1 protein-coding gene is annotated in these 18,854 nt (G+C 73.5%); it reads right to left on the bottom strand.

Annotation, left to right across the window (positions count from 1 at the left end):
• Positions 1-6: 6 nt before the first annotated feature.
• A complete protein-coding gene (locus ACZ6BG_RS19770) occupies positions 7-18,768 on the bottom strand; it encodes a non-ribosomal peptide synthetase (RefSeq protein ID WP_469002849.1) in 18,762 nt (6,253 codons plus the stop codon).
• Between the last annotated feature and the right edge of the window lie 86 nt (positions 18,769-18,854).

Raw genomic sequence — 18,854 nt, 5'->3', positions numbered from 1 at the left:
GGGTCCTTACAGTTCGTCGTGGTCGCTGTCGCCGCGCGCGGCGTCTTCGAGTTCGCTCAGCACCTGTTCCTCCACCAGGTCGGCCAGGGCGGCGACCGTGCGGTGGACCAGGACGTCGCGGGGGGTGAGGCTCACGCCGAAGGCGTCGTTGGCCCGCGAGACGATGCGCAGGGCACGCAGGGAGTCACCGCCGAGCAGGAGGTAGTCGTCCTCCACGCCCACCGCCGCCTGCATGACCTCCTCCCAGATGTCGGCCAGGACCTCTTCCGTGGGAGTACGGGGTGCGACATGCCCGGCCGTCTCCGCCAGGTCCGCGGCGGGCGCGGGCAGCGCGGCCCGGTCGGTCTTGCCGTTGTCGGTGAGCGGGAAGCGCTCCATGACGACGTACGCGGAGGGCACCATCGGTCCTGGCAGGGCGCCCGCGGCGAGGACGCGCAGTTCGGCCGCGGCGGGGGGCTCGGCGCCCGGCAGGACCAGGAGATGGGCGACCAGACGCGGCAGGTCCGGTTCGTCCTCCCGCACGGTCACCACGGCGTCCAGGACGGCGGGGTGCCGCGTGAGGACCGTCTCGACCTCGCCGGCTTCGATGCGATGGCCGCGCAGCTTGAGCTGGTGGTCGGTGCGGCCGAGGTAGTGCAGTTCGCCGTCGGCGTCGCGGCGTACGAGGTCGCCGGTGCGGTACATGCGGGTACCGGGCGCACCGAAGGGGTCGGCGGTGAAACGGGACGCGGTCAGGCCCGGCCGGTTGAGGTAGCCACGCGCCAACGACGGCCCGCTGAGCCACAGTTCACCGGCAACCCCGTCCGGGACCGGCCTCAGCCGCGCGTCCAAGACATACGTACCGGTGTCCGGCAACCGCCTGCCGATCGGCGGAGCCGTGCCATCCGCGTCCAACGGAGCCGACCACGTAGCCACCACGGTGGCCTCGGTCGGCCCATAGGAATTCACGAGGCGGTGGTGGGGCGCCCACCGCGCCACCAACTCCGCCCCACACGCATCCGCACCGACGGTCAGGGTCTTCAGGTCGGGCAGCGTGCCGGGCGTGTCCGACGGAAGCGTGGCCAGCGCGGCAGGCGGCAGCAGCGTGTGTGTGATCCGCCCGTCGCGCAGCACCTGCGCCAACTCGACGCCCAGCAACGGACCCGGCGAAGGCACCACCAGACTCGCCCCCTGCGGCAGCGACATGCACAGTTCGAGCACCGAAGCGTCAAAGCTCGGCGTGGCAAACGCCAGGACCCGATCCCCGGGGCTCACCTGGTAGTGCGCGGCCTCGGCAGCGCCAAAGCCCGCGAGGCCCCGGTGCGTCACCACCACACCCTTGGGCGTGCCGGTAGACCCCGACGTGTAGATGACGTACGCCGGATCATCGAGCCGCAACGGACGGACCCGGTCGGCATCCGTGGGCCGACGCCCGAGCTCGCCGTCCGGTACGACGCCGAGCAGGTCCGCGACCTCCTGGGCGCCCACGGTCAGTGCGGGAGCAGCGTCCCGCAGCATCAACGCAACGCGTTCCTCCGGATATCCGGGATCGACCGGCACGAACGCCGCGCCCGCCTTGGTGACCGCGAGCTGGGCCAGGATCATCTCCGCCGATCGCGGCAGCGTCAGAGCCACGAGATCACCGGGCCCCACACCCCGCCCGATCAGCCGATGCGCCAGCACGTTCGCCCGCGCCTCCAACTCCGCGAACGACAGCGACAAACCCGGCGCCTCCAACGCCACAGCGCCCGGAGCACGGTCCACCGCCGCCTCGACCAGGACAGGCAGAGTCTCCGGCGCGACCGCCTCGATCGCCGGACGGGCCACACCCGCCAGCAACCGCGACCGCTCCGCGGGCGGCAGCACATCGACAGCATCCAGGCAGGTGCTGTCCGTCGCATCCGCCAGCGCGTGCAACGTGTGCAGCAGCTGATCGGCCAGAGAACGAGCCGTCGACTCCTCGAAATAGCTGGGGTCGTAACCGAGTTCGACGGAAAGCCGCTCCCCAGGCGAAATCACTACCGTGAGCGGATAGTTGGTGGCCTCGCGGGCCTCCAGGTCCCGCATCCGCACTCCGTGGGCACCCGCGGTGCTGTCGTCGACCGGGTAGTTCTCGAAGACGAGCAGACTGTCGAACAGGGGTGTCCCTGCGGACACTTCACTGAAGCCGTGCAGACGGGTGAGCGCCACGTGGCCGAAGCGGCGGTCCTCGGCCCGCGCGGCCTGCGTGCGGCGCAGCCACGCATCGCACGTCTCTCCCCCGTCCACAGTGACCCGAGCGGGCAGCGTGGTGATGAACAGGCCGGTGATGGTGTCGGCGCCGGGCAGGTCCGAGGGCCGCCCGGAGACGGTGGTCCCGTAGCAGACCTCTGGCTCGCCGCTCCATCGGGAGAGGAGCAGCGCCCAGGCGCCCTCGACCACGGTGTTGAGGGTCAGCCGGTGCAGGCGGGCGAACTCCTGGAGCCGCCGGGTGGAGTCCTCGCCGAGCCGCTGCGACAGCCAGGTGCCGGAGGAGGCCGTGGCACCCAGGGCGGGCCTGCGGTCGTAGGGCAGGGCGGTGGGGGCGGTGAGTCCGGCGAGGGCGGTGCGCCAGTGCTCCTCGGCGCGGGCGGTGTCGCGGCCGGCGAACCAGGCCGCGTAGTCCGCGAACGGGCGGCGGTCCGGCAGGCGCGGCTCGTCGCCCGCGGCGAGCGCGGAGTGGCAGGCCACGACGTCCGACAGGACGTGGAAGACGCTCCAGCCGTCGAGCAGGACGTGGTGGAACGTCCACACCACGCGTACCTCGTCCGGGGCGAGCCGGATCAGGGCGACGCGCAGCAGCGGCACGCCGTCGAGGGCCAGGCCGCGGGCCTTGTCCTCGGCGAGGAACCGCTCCAGTTCCGCCGTGCGCCGCTCGGGCGTCAGGGCGCTCCAGTCGAACTCGGTGACGGGCAGAGTGGCCGCGCGGTGCACGGCTTGGAGCGGGACGGGCACGCCGCTGAGGACCACGGCGGTGCGCAGCATCGGGGTGCGGTCGACGACGTGCTGCCAGGCGGCGGCCAGCGGGCCGGTGTCGCGCACGCCGTCCATGACGAACGTGACCTGTTCGGTGTACACCCCACCGCCGGGGTCATCCATGCCGTGGACGACCATGCCGGACTGGGTGGGGGTGAGCGGGTAGACGTCCACGATGTCGTGGCCGGTGCCCACCAGGCGATCCACGGTCTCCTGGTCCAGCGGGGCGAGGGGGAAGTCCGACGGGGTGCGGCCCCCGGCGCCGGGCTCGGCGCAGTGCCGCACGATGGCACGCAGTTCCTCGGCCAGTTCGGCGGCGAGACGGCCGACGGTGTCGCGCCGGTACACCTCGCGCGAGTACGACCAGGTGAACTCCAGGCGCTTGTCGGTGACATGGCCGAGGACATCGATGAGGTGCGGGCGTTCGGCGGCACGGTCCATGCCCCCGATGAGTCCGCCGTGGGGTGCGTGCAGCAGACCGCCCGTCGGGGTGTTGCCGTCCTGCTGCCCGAGGTAGTTGAAACCGAGCTGGGGCAGTCCGGGAAGCCGGTCCCCCGCCGTGGCGTGCAGATGGCGCAGGGCACCGTATCCCAGTCCGCCGCGCGGCACGGCGCGCAGGCATTCCTTGACGGACTTCAGGGCGGAGCCGGTGTCGGCATGACGGGGCACGTCGAGGGCGACGGGGTACACGCTCGTCAACCAGCCGACCGTACGCGACAGGTCGACGCCGTCGAACAGCTCCTCGCGGCCGTGGCCCTCCAGCGTGACCTCCACCCGGTCCCGTCCGGTCCAGCGCGCCACGACCCGGCCCAGGGCGCACAGCAGGACGTCGTTGACGCGGGTGCGGTAGGCGTCGGGCACGTCCTGGAGCAGCCTGCGGGTGTCCTCTCGGTCCAGGCGGACCGTCACCGTCTCCTCACAGGCGGCGGTGTTGGCGCCGGAGAGGTCGACGGGCAGCGGGGCGCTCCCCGACACCCGCTCCCAGTGGGCGAGTTCGTCGTCGAAGCCGCCCTCGGCGGTGTGGTCGACGAGGCGGTGCGCCCACGCGCGGAACGACGTGGTCTTCGGCCCGAGGTCCACGGGATGCCCGTCGCGCAGGGCGCGGTAGGCGATGTCCAGGTCCTCCAGGATCACGTGCCAGGACACGGCGTCGACCACCAGGTGGTGGGCGGCAAGCAGCAGTACGGGCCGCTTGTCACCGTCGGGGCGGCACAGCGCGGCCTTCAGCAGCGGTCCTGCGGTCAGGTCGAACCCGCCGTTGAGGCGGTCGGCCAGCTCGTGCAGCACCGCGTCGGCGCCTTCGGGGGTGCGCCGCGGCAGATCGTGCACCTCCAGGTGGGCCGCGGCGCCTGGGGCGGCGATGTGCTGGTGCCACTGCCCGCCGCCGCCCCTCTCGCAGCGCAGCCGCAAGGCGTCGTGGTGTTCGATGACCGCGGTGAGCGCGCCGCGCAGCAGTGTCGCGTCGGTGTCGGCGGCCAGGTGGTGGCAGGCCGTCTGGGTGAGCCGCGCCGGGTCGCCGGTGAGGGTGTCGAACAGATAGTGCTGTACGGGGGTCAGTGGCGTCTCGCCCACGACCGGGCCCTGTTCGGCCCGGATCGCCGTGGTCGGCAGGTCCTCGGCCGCCGCGGCCAGGTCCGCGACCGTCTGGTGCTGGAACAGGTGCCGGGGAGTGAGGGCCAGGCCGGCCCGGCGGGCGGCGGAGACGATCTGGATGCCGAGGATGGAGTCGCCGCCGAGGGTGAAGTAGTTGTCGCGCACGCCCACGTCGGGCACACGGAGCACCTCGGACCAGATGATGGCGAGCGTCTTCTCGGCGTCGGTGCGCGGCGCGTGGTCCCCGTTGCCGTTGCCGCCGGCCGGCCACACCGGTTCGGGCAGCGCCCGGCGGTCCAGCTTGCCGGTGGCGCCGAGCGGCAGCCGCTCCAGCGGCACCACCACGGACGGAACCAGGTGGTCGGGCAGCGTCCGTGCGAGGAAGTCGCGCAGTTCGGCGGAGTCCGGGACGTCGGCGCCGTCGGGGACCGCGTAGGCCACGAGGCGCTGGTGGCCATCGTGTTCGACCACCTGGGCAGCGGCCGCGGACACCTGTGGGTGCCGGGCGACGGCGGACTCCACCTCACCCAGTTCGATGCGGAAGCCGCGCAGCTTCACCTGGTGGTCGGTGCGGCCGAGGTAGTGCAGTTCGCCGTGTGCGTCGCGGCGTACGAGGTCGCCGGTGCGGTACATGCGGGTGCCGGGCGGGCCGAACGGGTCGGCGGTGAAGCGGGAGGCGGTCAGACCGGGCCGGTTGAGGTAGCCGCGGGCCAACGACGGCCCGCTGAGCCACAGTTCACCCGGCACGCCATCGGGGACAGGCCGAAGCCGCGCGTCCAGCACGTAGGTGCCGGTGTCCGGCAGCCGCCTGCCGATCGGCGGGGCCGTGCCGTCCGCCTCCAGCGGAGCCGACCACGTGGCGACCACGGTGGCCTCGGTCGGCCCGTAGGAGTTGACGAGGCGGTGGTGCGGCGCCCATCGCTCGACCAGTTCGGCCCCGCAGGCATCGGCGCCAACGGTCAGGGTCTTCAGGTCGGGCAGCCTGCCGGGCGTGTCCGACGGCAGCGTGGCCAACGCGGCAGGCGGCAGCAGCGCGTGCGTGATCCGCCCGTCGCGCAACACCTGCGCCAGCTCGGCACCCAGCAGCGGACCCGGCGGCGGCACTACGAGGCTCGCCCCCTGCGGCAAGGACATGCACAGTTCGAGCACCGAAGCGTCGAAGCTCGGCGTCGCGAACACGAGGACGCGGTCGCCAGGACTCACCTGGTAGTGCGCGGCCTCGGCAGCGGCAAAGCCCGCTAGGCCCCGGTGGGTCACGACCACGCCCTTGGGCGTGCCCGTCGAACCCGAGGTGTAGATGACGTACGCAGGATCATCGAGCCGCAACGGACGGACACGGTCGGCGTCAGTGGGCCGGAGCTGCACTTCCCGATCCTGGTCGCCGGTGAGCAGGCCGCTGAGGTCTTCAACCCCGAGGGTCAGTGCAGGCGCCGCGTCCCGCAGCATCAGCGCGATCCGCTCCTCCGGATATCCGGGATCGACCGGCACAAACGAGGCGCCCGCCTTGGTGACCGCCACCTGGGCCAGGACCATCTCCGCCGAACGCGGCAGCGTGAGAGCCACGAGATCACCGGGCCCCACACCCTGCGCAATGAGCCGGTGCGCCAGCACATTCGCCCGCGCCTCCAACTCCGCGAACGACAGCGACAAGCCGGGCGCCTCCAACGCCAGAGCGTCCGAAGCACGATCCACCGCCGCCTCCACCAGAGCAGGCAGAGTCACCGGCACGACCGACTCGATCGCCGGACGGGCCGCACCCGCCAGCAACCGCAACCGCTCCGCGGGCGGCAGCACATCGACAGCGTCCAGACGCGTGGAGTCCGTCGCATCCGCCAGCGCGTGCAACGTATGCAGCAGCTGGTCCGCCAGGGAGCGAGCCGTCGACTCCTCGAAGTACCGCGGGTCATAACCGAGTTCGACGGAGAGCCGCTCGCCGGGCGAAATCACCACCGTGAGCGGATAGTTGGTCGGCTGCACGTCGCGTTCCTGGTCGATGGCCAGGCCGTGCCGGGCCAGGGCGTCCGCGTCGAACGGGTAGTTCTCGAAGACCACGATGCTGTCGAACAGGCTGGTGCCGCCGGGAATGTCGCTCCAGGTCTGGAGCTGGGCGAGGGAGACGAAGTCGTGGCGCCGGGACTCCGACTGGGCGGCCTGGAGATCACCGAGCCAGTCGAGGAGGCGCCGCTGTCCGTCGACGCGTACCCGGGTCGGCAGTGTGTTGATGAACAGGCCGACCATGGTGGTCACACCCCGCAGGTCACCCGGGCGCCCGGACACGGTCGTGCCGAACACCACGTCGTCACCGCCGCCGTAGCGGGAGAGAAGCAGCGACCAGGCGCCCTGGAGCATGGTGTTGACGGTAAGACCGGCCTGCTGTGCGGTGTCCCGCAGCCGCGCCGACACGTCGGCGTCGAGCGTCACGCGGACCGAACCGGACGAAGAGGCGCGGTGCGCCTCGGCGGTCCTGTGGTCCCGGGGCAGCTCCGTCGGCGCGGTGAACCCGGCGAGGACGGTGCGCCAGTACTGTTCGGCCTGCTCGTGGTCCTGGTCGTCCAGCCAGCCCAGGTAGTCGGCGAAGGCCGCCCGGTCGGGAACCTCGGGGCGGCGTCCGGTGGTCAGCGCGGCGTAGCGCTCGCAGACCTCGTCGAAGACCTGGGCCGCGCTCCACCCGTCGAGCAGCACGTGGTGGAACGTCCACACCATCCGCACCCGGTCCGGCGACAGCCTGATGAGGGTGAGCCGCATCAGCGGTGCCGCCCCCAGGTCGACGCCGGCCGCACGGTCCGCGGCGAGCAGCCGGTCCATCTCCTGCTCGCGGCGCTCGGCGGACCATGCCGTCCAGTCGTGGTGGGTGACGGGCACGGTGGCGTGCCGCTGCACGACCTGGAGGGGTTCGGCGGTCTCCTGCCACTCCAGGCGGGTACGGAGGACCGGGTTGGCATCCGCCGTGTGCTGCCAGGCCTCGGCCAGGGCGTGCGGGTCGGTGACGCCGCCCAGCACCAGCTGGACCTGGTTGACATAGGTGCGGCCGTCCGGGTCCAGGAGGCTGTGGAACAGCATGCCCGCCTGCATCGGCGTCAGCGGGTAGAGGTCCGCGACGGCGCGGCCGTCCCCCACGATCCGGTCGAGGGCCGCCTGGTCCAGGCGGGCCAGCGGATAGTCCGACGGGGTGCGGCCTCCGGCGCCGGGCTCGGCGCAGTGGGCGACGATGCCTTCCAGGGCGTGGAGCATGCCGGACGCGAGGCCCGCGACGGTCTCCTCGCGGTGCGTCCGGTGGTTGTAGTACCAGGTGATCTCCAAGCGGTCGTCCTCGACGCGGGCAACCACGTCGAGCAGGTGCGGGCGCACCGACTCGGGGGCCTCGGCGCCGTCGAGCCCGCCGGGCACGGAGCGCACGAGCGCGCCGTCGTCAACGCCCCGGGCCCCGCCGTTCCAGCCGAACCGGCCCAGGTAGTTGAAGCTGACGCCGGCCTCGGGCGCGCCGGTGAGCCCCCCGTCCGTGTCCAGGTGACGCAGCGCGCCGTAGCCGATGCCCCGGTCGGGGACCGAACGCAGCTGTTCCTTCACGGCCTTCAGGGCGGTGCCCCAGTCCCCGTCCGGCACGTCGAGCGCGACCGGATACAGGGAGGTGAACCAGCCGACCGTGCGCGACAGGTCGACGTCGTCGAACAGCTGGTCCTCACGACCGTGCCCCTCCAGGCCGACGGCGACGGTCCCCCGTCCGGTCCACCCGGCGAGGACCCGGCCGAGGGCGGCCAGCAGGGCGTCGTCGATCCGCGTGCGGTAGGTGCCGGGGACCTCGCGCAGCAGCGCGTCGGTGCGCGGCCTGTCGAGTCGTACGGTGACCTCGCGGACGTCGGCCATGGTGTTGCCCTGGCCCCCGGTGTCCGGGTGGTCGACGGGCAGCGGTGCGGCGCAGTGCCGGGACACGTCCTGCCAGTGTGCGCGCTGTGCGGCGAAGCCTCCGGATGCGGTGTGCGCGCGCAGGCGGCGCGCCCACTCCTGGACGGAGGTGGTGCGCTCGGCGAGTCGTACCCCTTCCCCGGCGCGCGCCTGCCGGTAGGCGGTGTCCAGGTCCTCCAGGAGTACGCGCCAGGAGACGCCGTCGACCACCAGGTGGTGCACCGTCAGGAGAAGCCGTGGGCGGGCTCCGGTGAACAGGCGGGCGGTGAGGAGCGGGCCGGTGTCGAGGCAGAAGGAGGCGTGCGCCTCGGCCGTGAGGCGGGACTCGGTGTCCTCGGCCGCCGCCGCATCCAGGCCGCTCAAGTCATGGACTTCGAGCAGTTCGGGTGCTGCGGCTTCGGCGTCGGCGCAGGTCTGCCGCCACGCGCCGTCGTCCTGCCTGCCGAAGCTGGCGCGCAGGGCGTCGTGGTGCGTCCAGAGGGCGGCGAGCGCGCGGCGCAGGGCGTCGACGTCGACGTCCTCGGCGGTCTCCACGACGACGGACTGGTTGAAGAACTCCGGGCGGTGTGGCCCCGCATCCAGGAACCAGTGCTGGATGGGCGTGAGCGCGACCTGCCCGGCCACCGGGTCGGTACCGGCGACGGGTGCGGCGGTACCGCCGGCGGCTGCGAGAGCGGCGATGCTGGGGTGCCGGAACAGGTCGCGCGGGGTGAGGGCGAGACCGGCGGCGCGGGCACGCGAGACGACCTGGATGCTGAGGATCGAATCGCCGCCCAGCATGAAGAAGTTGTCGTCGGCGCCTACACGTGCCACGCCGAGCAGTTCCGCCCATATCTCGCTGAGTATCTGCTCAGCACCGGCACGCGGCGCCCGGTAGGCCGCGTCGCCCGTCGCGGTCCAGTCGGGCTCGGGCAGCCTGCGCCGGTCCACCTTGCCGTTGGCCGTCAGGGGCAGTTCCGGCACGGTGACGAAGGCGGCGGGCAGCATGTAGTCCGGCAGGTCCGCAGCCAACCGGGCGCGCAGTTCGGCCGCGGGCGGAACCGGCGCGCCCGGGGCAAGGACGAGGTGGGCGGCCAGGCGTTTGCGTCCGACCTGCTCGTACAGGGAAACGACCGCTTCGGCGACGGCCGTCTGTGCCGTAAGACGGGCCTCGATCTCGGCGGGCTCGACCCGGAAGCCACGGATCTTGATCTGGTCGTCCGCGCGCCCCACGAAGTGCAGTTCGCCGTCCCCGCTCCAGCGCACGATGTCGCCGGTGCGGTACATGCGGGTGCCGGGCCGGCCGAACGGGTCGGCGAGATAGCGGGCGGCGGTGTCCCCGGGCAGCCCGGCGTAGCCTCGGGCCAGACCGGCACCCGCGACGTACAACTCACCCGGAATGCCCGGCGGTTGGGGCTGCAGCGCGTCGTCGAGGACGTACACCCGGGTGTTGTCCAAGGGCCGTCCGATGGGCAGCACCGCGGGCAGCGGGTCGCCCGCGCGGAAGGGGCGCCGGGTGGCGAACGTGGTGGTCTCGGTGGGGCCATAGCCGTCGACGACGGTCAGGCCGGGGCAGGCCTGAAGGACCCGCGCGACCACCGCGCCGGGCACGGCCTCACCGCCGGTCCACACCTCGGTGGCACCGCGCAGACAGGTCGGGTCCTCCTGGGCGAGCAGACGGAAGAGTCCGGCGGTGAGCCACAGGCACCGCACACTCTGCTCGGTGATCGCGTGGCGTACGGCGGCGGCGTCCAGGTCGCCCGGCGGCGCGAGCACCGCCGTTCCGCCGTGCAGCAGCGGCACCCACAGCTCGTACGTCGAGGCGTCGAAGGCGTGCGGGGAGTGCACGAGGACCCGCTCGTGCCCGGCGAAGGCACGGTCGAGGGCGAGCGCGGCGACGTCCCGGTGGCGTACGGCGACGCCCTTGGGGAGGCCGGTGGAGCCCGATGTGAACATCACGTACTGGACGTTGTCGGGGTGCACGAGGGGGATGTCCGGCCCGCTGGAGGCGGCGTCGAGGTCGCCGTCGACACGCAGCACCGTGCCGTCCGGCAGCACGTCCCGCGCGCGCTCCTGCCACGAGCCGTCGGTGAGCAGCAGCGCCGCACCCACGTCGGTGAGCATGCGCCTCAGCCGCTCGTACGGTGCCCTGCCGTCCAGCGGGACGTACACGCCGCCGGTGCGTGCGAGGGCGAGCTGCGCGACGACGAGGGTGACCGAACGGTCCATCAGGACGCCCACCGGGACTTCCGGCGTGACGCCGAGCGCGATGAGCCGGGTGGCGAGCGCCGCGGCCCGGCCGTCCAGCTCTCCGTAGGTGAGCCGTTCGTCCCCGGCTTCCAGGGCGACGGCGTCGGGCGTGCGGCGCACCTGTGCGGCGAACAGGTCCGCCGCGGTGACGTCCGGGGCGTGCGCGGCGGTGTCGTTCCACGTCTCGAGCACCTGGTGGTGGCGGGCGGGCGTCAGCAGGGGCAGCCGCGCGGGCGCGCACTGTGGCCCGGCCGTCATGCCGTCCAGGAGGACGGTCAGGTACTCGGCCATCCGCGCGACGGTGGCGGCGTCGAACAGCTCGGGGTCATAGCCGACCCTCAAGGCCAGTTCCGTCCCGGGGTACGCCACGAGGCTGAGCGGGTAGTTGGTGGTCTCGATGCCGTCGAGCCCGCTCAGCCGCAGCCCGTGGGCGGCGGCGAGGTCGTCGTCGACCGGATAGTTCTCGAAGACCACGATGCTGTCGAACAGCGCGGCCCGTTCGGGCAGTTCGGTGAGCGCCTTCATCCGCGTGAGCGGTACGTGGTCGAAGCGGCGGTCCTCGCTCTGGCCGCGCTGGAGGTCGCGCAGCCAGTCGAGGAGGGTGCCCTCGCCCGCCACGGCGACCCGGGTGGGCAGGGTCGATATGAAGAGGCCGGCCATGTCCTCGGCGCCGGGCAGCTCGGGCGGCCGCCCGGAGACGGTGGTGCCGAACACCACGTCGGCCCGGCCCGCCTGCCGACTCAGGAGCACCGCCCACGCGCCCTGGACAAGGGTGTTGACGGTCAGCCCTTCCGCCCTCGCGAGGTCTTCGAGCGCCCGGCTCGTGGCCTCGGGCACGGTGACGCGGACCGCGTCCGTGGACTCGGCGCGGTGGCTCTCGCTCGGCTCGCGGTCGTAGGGCAGCGGGGTGGTCTCACTCAGGCCCAAGAGGCGGTCCCGCCAGTGCTGTTCGGCCTCCGCCGTGTCGCGCTCGCGCAGCCAGGCCACGTAGTCGCGGTACGGACGCCGGTCGGGCCTCGCCGTGAGGGAGTCGTCGGCGCCCGGCGCACCGGTGATCCTGGCATGGCCGGCGAACACGTCGGACAGGACGTGAAAGAGGCTCCAGCCGTCGAGGATCAGGTGGTGGAAGGACCACACCACCCGCACGGAGGTGTCGGAGAGCCGGGCGAGGGCCAGGCGCTGGAGCGGGGCCGGGGTGAGGTCGACGCCGCGCTCGCGGTCCTGGGCGAGGAAGTCCCGGAGCCTTGTCTCCCGGTCGTCCTCGCTCAGCTCGCGCCAGTCGAGGTGGGTGACGGGGACGGTCGCGTGCCGCCGCACCACGAAGAGCGGCTCGGGGACGTCCTGCCACACGACGTCGCCGCGGAGCACGGGCGTGCGGTCCGTGACCTGCTGCCAGGCCGCCGCGAACGCCTCGGGGTCGGACACGCCGTCCAGGACGAACGACAACTGCTGGAAGTAGACGCGCCGGTCGTCCTGCGACAGACCGTGGAAGAGCATGCCCGCCTGGGTGGGTGTGAGCGGGTGGACGTCCTCCACGGCGCGGGGGTCGACGCCCGTGATCCGGTCCACGGCCGCCTGGTCGAGCTCCACCAACGGGAAGTCCGACGGGGTGCGCCCGCCGGTGCCGGGGGTGGCCGCGTGCAGGGCGATGTCGGCCAGCGCGTCGGCGAACCGCGCGGCGAGGCCGGTGACAGTGGACTCCTGGTGCAGTGCGGCGGAGTAGAACCAGGTGAACTCCAGCTCTTCGCCGTCTAGTTGGCCCACGATCTCCAGCGGGTGGGGGCGGGCGGCGAGCGGGTCGGCGTCCAGCTCCAGCGGACGGAACACACCGCCGTAGAGGCCGTCCGACTCGTCACCGACACCGAACCGCCCGAGGTAGTTGAAGCTGACCTGCGCGGCGGGCGCGGGCGGCAGCACGCCGGTCTTGGCCAGGTACCGCAGGACGTCGTGCCCCAGACCGTGCCGGGGCACCGCGCGCAGCTGTTCCTTCACCTGCTTGAGCACGGCGTCCCAGCTCGCGTCCGGCGCGACGGCGAGGGCGACGGGGTGGCGGGTGGTGAACCAGCCGACCGTACGGCTGGTGTCGACGTCGGAGAAGAGTTCCTCGCGGCCGTGCCCCTCGACGTCCACGAGCACGCGCTCGTGTCCGGTCCACGCGCACAGCACCCTGCCAAGCGCACTCAGCAGCACGTCGTTCACCCGGGTGCGATAGGTGTCCGGCAGCGTACGCAGCAGCGCGGCGGTGTCCTCGGCGGTCAGGCGTACGGTCACCGAGCGCACCGAGGCGTAGGTGTCGGCGCCCGTCAGGTCCCGCGGCAGATCGGCCGCGGCGCCCGCGGTGGCCCGGGTCCAGTACACCGCCTCGTCGTCGAAGCCGCCCTCGGCGGCGTGGGCGGTCAGGCGTCGGGCCCAGTGTCGCAGCGGCGAGGTCTTGGCGGGCAGCGCCGCGATCCCGTCGCGGCCCTCGCGGCGGGCGCGGTAGGCCCGGTCGAGGTCCTCAAGGAGGACGCGCCAGGAGACGCCGTCGACCACGAGGTGGTGGACGGCCAGGTGCAGGACGGTGGGCAGGCCATCGCCCCGGTCGTGCAGGACGGCGCGCACCAGGGGGCCGTGGTCGAGGTCGAAGGGGCCGAGGTGCGGTGTGTCGGTGCCGGGGCCGGTGTGGTGGGTCAGGCGCAGCCGGGGCATGGTTGCGTCGATGTGCCACCGGGCGCCGCCCGGCCCTCCGACGACGCCGGGGAAGCGGGAGCGCAGCGCGTCATGGTGGGCGACGACGTCGTTGAGTGCGTGCTCCAGGGCCGCCGCGTCGACGGTGCCGGTCAGCTCCGTGGACAGGGTCTGCGCGAAGCGGCCCGCCCGCTCGCTCGCGGTTGCGAGGTACCCGGCACGTTCGCCCTCGCTGTCGAACAGCCAGCGCTGGATGGGGGTCAGCGGTGCCGTGCCGGTGGCGGCCACGACGGCCGGGGCCGCGGTTCTGCGAGGTCCGGAGGCGTCCGCGCAGCGGGCGAGGGCGGCGACGGTCTGGTGCCGGTAGACGTCACGGGAGGTCAGCGTGAGTCCCGCCTGCCGGGCCTGGGCCACGACTTGGATGCTGAGGATGGAGTCGCCGCCGAGGGCGAAGAAGTTGTCGTCGGTGCCGACCCGCTGCACACGCAGCACATGGGCCCAGATCCCGGCGAGTACCCGCTCGGTGGGGGTGCGGGGCGCGACGTGCCGGGTGACGTGCCCGGCGGGCGCCGGTGCCGGGAGGCGGCCGCGGTCCAGCTTGCCGTTGGGGTTCAGCGGGAGCGCGGACAGCACCGTGACGGTCGCGGGGACCAGGTAGTCGGGCATAGTGCGGCCGAGCGTCCTGCGCAGCGCCTCCGGTTCGGGACGCGCCCCCGGAGCCGGGACGACATAGCCGGCCAGACGCCGGTGGCCGTCCCTCTCCACGACGGTGGCGGCGCTCTCCGCCACGCCCGCGCAACCGCGCAACGCCTCCTCGACCTCGCCGAGTTCGATGCGGAAGCCGCGCACCTTGACCTGCTGGTCGATCCGACCGAGGTACTCCAGTTCGCCGTCGGCGGTCCAGCGCGCCAGGTCCCCGGTGCGGTACATGCGCTCCCCCGGCAGCGCGAACGGGTCGGCGAGGAAGCGGGCGGCGGTCAGGCCGGGGCGCCGCAGGTAGCCGCGCGCGAGGCCGCCGCCGCCCAGGTACAACTCGCCCGTCACGCCCGGGGGTTGGGGCCGAAGGAGCCGGTCGAGGACGTAGGCGCGGGTACGGGCCACGGGCCTGCCGATGGGCGGGGACTGGCCGGGCACCTCCTCGCCCGCGAACCAGGCGGTGGCGTAGACGGTGGCCTCGGTGGGGCCGTAGATGTTGGCCACCTCGCAGGACGGCATGGCCTCGCGCAGGTCGCGTACGGTCTGCGCGAGCAGCGCCTCGCCCGCGAGGACGACCGTGTCGGCCTCAAGGGGCGCGCCGCCCGCGGTGAGCATCCGGGAGACCACCGACGGCACGCCACTGAGGAGGCCGGCCCTCCCGGGCCCGTCGGCGTCGGCGAGCGCCGTCAGGTCGGCGACCACCTCGACGCTTCCGCCCGCGAGCAGCGGGCAGAGCAACTCGAAGACGGACACGTCGAAGTTGAGGGACGTGGAGGCCACCACGTGCGCGAGACGGTGGGCGCCGAACCGCTCCCCCGCCCAGGCTGCGAGCGCGGCGACGCTGCGGTGGGTGACCACGACTCCCTTGGGGCGGCCGGTCGAGCCCGAGGTGTAGATGACGTACGCGGGGTGGTCGGGGAGCAAGGGCCGCAGGCGGTCGGCGTCGGTCAGGTCGGCATCGGTCGAATCCGCGTCGGCCGGGTCTGCGTCGGCGAGGGCGGCGTCGGCCGGGTCCAGGGTCTCGTCGGCCAGGCACTCCTCGATGATCAGCGGAGCGCATCCGTCGGGCAGCGCGTCCGCGGTCTCCCGGGCGGCCAGCACGAGGGCCGGCGAGGAGTCGTCGAGCATGAAGGAGATGCGCTCGCGCGGATACGCGGGATCCACGGGCAGATAGCCCGCACCGGACTTCAGGACCGCCCACAGGGCGGGCAGGAGGTCGGCGGTGCGGGGCAGGCACATCGCCACGAGCGTCTCGGGTCCGGCGCCGCGCGCGACCAGGAGGCGGGCGAGCCGGTTGGCGCGCCGGTTCACCTCGGCGTAGTCCAGCCGCGTTGCGCCGCAGCGTACGGCGGTGCGGTCGGGGGTGCGCGCCACCTGCGCCTCGAACAGTGACGGCAGCGCGCCGTCACCGCGCTGATCCTGACCGGCGGGCGTGGGCGGGTTCCAGGATTCGAGCAGGGTGCGCCGCTCGTCCTCCGACAGGAGCGGCAGCTCGGCCAGGGTCCGGTGCGGGCCCTCCACCATGCCTTCGAGGAGGCGGTGCAGATGACCGCTCATGCGGGCGACCGTGGCCTCCCCGAACAGGTCGGTGTTGTACTCGACCGTCAGCTCGCAGCCGCCGTCCGGCTTCGGCGAGAATTCCAGGACCAGGTCGAAGCGCGCGGCCGGGCGCGGCAGCGGGTGCTCCTCGACGCGCACCCCACCGCAGTCTGCGGGAAGGTCCGCGGCGGTCTGCTGGACGACGAGGGCCTGCACCAAGGGGGTGCGGCTCGGGTCGCGGGGCGGCGCGAGTTCCTCGACGACGCGGTCGAACGGCACCCCGTCGTGAGCGAACGCGTCGAGGACGGTCGCGCGCATGCTTTCCACGAACCCGTCGACGGTCATCGTGTCGTCGACCTCTTCGCGCAGCACCACGGTGTTGGCGAAGAAGCCGGTGACCTCCTCCAGGTCCCGGCGGCCTCGGCCGTTGGTGACGGTGCCGAACGCCACGTCGCGCTGTCCGGAGTAGCGGGAGAACAGCACGGCCGCCGCTCCGGCGAACAGCGTGAAGACGGTGGTGCCGCGGCCTCCGGCGAGCCTCCGCAGATCGGCGATCAGTCCGGCCGGGAGCCGGTGGCGGTGCGCGGCGCCCACGGTGGTGCGCACCGCGGGGCGCGGCCGGTCGGTGGGCAGCTCCAGTTGCTGCATCCCCGTCAGGTGCCGTTTCCAGTACGCGAGGTCCTCGGCCTGGCCGTCGCCGCCGCCGGACCGCTCGTGCTCCCACACGGCGAAGTCGGGGTACTGCACCCCCGCCGCGGGCAGCGTGTCCGGTGTGCCGGCGACCTCCGCGCGGTAGAGCGCGGTCAGTTCCCGGGTCAGGATGCCCACCGACCAGCCGTCGGTGACGATGTGGTGCTGGGCAAGCAGCAACAGATGGTCGGCGGCGGCGCGGTGGACGACAAGGGCCCGGGTCAGCGGCCCCGCCTCCAGGTCGTAGGGGCGGCTCAACTCGTCGGCGAGGAGCCGCTCCGCGGCCTCGGCGCGCTGCTCGGCGGGCAGTTGCCGCACGTCGGCGGTGCGCAGCGGCAGGACGGACTCGCGGCTCACCCGCTGTACGCCCTGCCCGTCGACGGTGGCGAACGTGGTGCGCAGCGATGCGTGGCGGGCGGCAAGACGGTCCAGGGCCCGGCGCAGTGCCGCGGTGTCGAGGTCTCCGCGCAGCCGCACCGCCACGCCGGTGTTGTACTCGGTGCCGCCGTCGCTGAGGTCGTCGAGGAACCACAGGCGCCGCTGCGCGCTCGACAGCGGGAGCGGCCGGTCGTGCGGGGCGGCCGGTATGGGCTCCGGGGCCACGGCGGCGGCCGGGTCGCCGAGCAGGGGTGCGAGCGCCGCGACGTTGCGTGCGGTGAAGACGTCCCGCAGGAGGAGGCGGACGCCCAGCTCGTCACGGATGCGGGACAGGGTCCGCGCCGCCAGGATCGAGTCGCCGCCGAGGTCGAAGAAGTCGTCCTCCACGCCCACGGCTTCGACGGCGAGGACGTCGGCCCAGATGCCCGCGAGGGCCTGCTCCGCGGGGGTACGCGGCAGAACGCGGCCGGGCGCGGAGGCATGCGCGGGGGCGGGCAGGGCACGCCGGTCGATCTTGTGCTGCGGGGTGAGCGGGAGTTCGTCGAGGACGACGACTGCGGAGGGCGCCATGTGCGCGGGCAGCGCCGCGGCCGCGAAGGCCCGCAACTCCGCCGGGCCCGGGGCCTGTTCGGCACCGTCGACCCCCGTGACGTAGCCGACGAGCCTGCGCCGTCCCGGCTCGTCCTCGCGCACCACGACCACGGCCTCGCGCACGCCGGTGTGGGCAAGGAGTGCCGCCTCGACCTCGCCGGGTTCGATGCGGAAGCCGCGCACCTTCACCTGGCGGTCGACCCGGCCGAGGTACTCCAGTTCGCCGTCGGCGGTCCAGCGGGCCCGGTCCCCGGTGCGGTAGAGGCGGGCGCCGGGCGGGCCGAAGGGGTCGGCGACGAAGCGTCCCGCGGTCAGTCCTGGCCGGTTGAGGTAGCCGCGGGCCACGCCGTCGCCGCCCACGAACAGTTCGCCGTCACCGCCGGGGGGCACCGGCCGCATGTCCGCGTCCAGGACGTGGGCGCGGGTGCCGGGCAGCGGGCCGCCGATCGTGGGGGTGCCGCATCCGGCGGCGAGGGGCCCGGTCCAGGAAGCGACGATGGTGGCCTCGGTCGGACCGTAGGAGTTGATCATCCGGCGGCCGGGTGCCCAGGCGTCGACGAGGTTCGCCGGGCAGGCCTCGGCGCCCACGATGAGCGTCCGCAGGTGGGACGCGCCGCCGGGGCCGGGGGGAGGCAGGGTGGCGAGGGCGGCCGGCGGGATGAGGGTGTGGCTGATGCGGAACTCGTCCAGGACCGCGGCGAGTTCGTCGCCGAGCCACGGCCCGTCCGGCGGGACCACGAGGGTGGCGCCGGTCAGCACCGAGATGAACAGTTCGAGCACGGAGGCGTCGAAGCTGGGTGAGGAGAACTGGAGCACACGATCGCCCGGCCCCACCGCGTACCGCTCCGCTGCGGCCTCGACGAAGCCCGCGATGCCCCGGTGGGTGACCGTCACGCCCTTGGGCCTGCCGGTCGAACCGGAGGTGTATATGACGTAGCCGGCATGGTCGACGCCGACCGACGTGCCCGGCACTTCGGCGTGCGCTCCCCCGGCGTCCGCGCCGTCCGCGACGGCCATACCCTGCGCATCGTCCGTACCCCGCGCCTCGCCCGTACTCTGCGCGGTCTCCATCACGTCGCGGACTCGGCGCAGGTCGTCCAGGACCACTGCGGGCCCGGCGTCGTCCAGCATCAACGCGCGCCGCTCGGCGGGGTAGTCGGGGTCCACGGGCAGGAAGGCCGCGCCCACCAGGGACACGGCCAGTTCGGCGGCGATCAGTTCCATGGAGCGCGGCAGGACCAGGGCCACGGTCCGTTCGGGGCCCGCTCCGCGCCGCATGAGTTCGGCGGCGAGCCGCCAGCTCCGGGCCGCCAGCTCACGGTAGGACCACGTCCGTCGGCCGTCGGTCAGCGCGGGCGCCTCGGGCGTGCGCGTCACCCACGCGCCGAACAGTTCGGCCAGCGTCCGGTGCGGCGCCGGATCCGTCCCCTCTGTCCCGGTGGCCGCGGCGGCCTCGGGGGGCCGCGGCTGCGAAGACGCCGGAGTGGATGTGTCGTGCGGCTCGTTCATGGGGGCAGTCCTTCAGTACGGGGACGGTGCTGGGCGCGCCGCTGCGGGAGGCGCCCCCGGACGGCGGAGTCATGGGGGTGCCGCGA

Source organism: Streptomyces sp. NPDC041205 (genome assembly GCF_055591765.1).
Note: the sequence above shows the minus strand (reverse complement) of the source record. Positions and strands in the feature narration are given on the sequence as shown.

Coding starts and splice junctions, on each gene's coding strand:
- ACZ6BG_RS19770 (WP_469002849.1), bottom strand. CDS start 18,768: ATGAACGAGCCGCACGACACATCCACTCCGGCGTCTTCGCAGCCGCGG.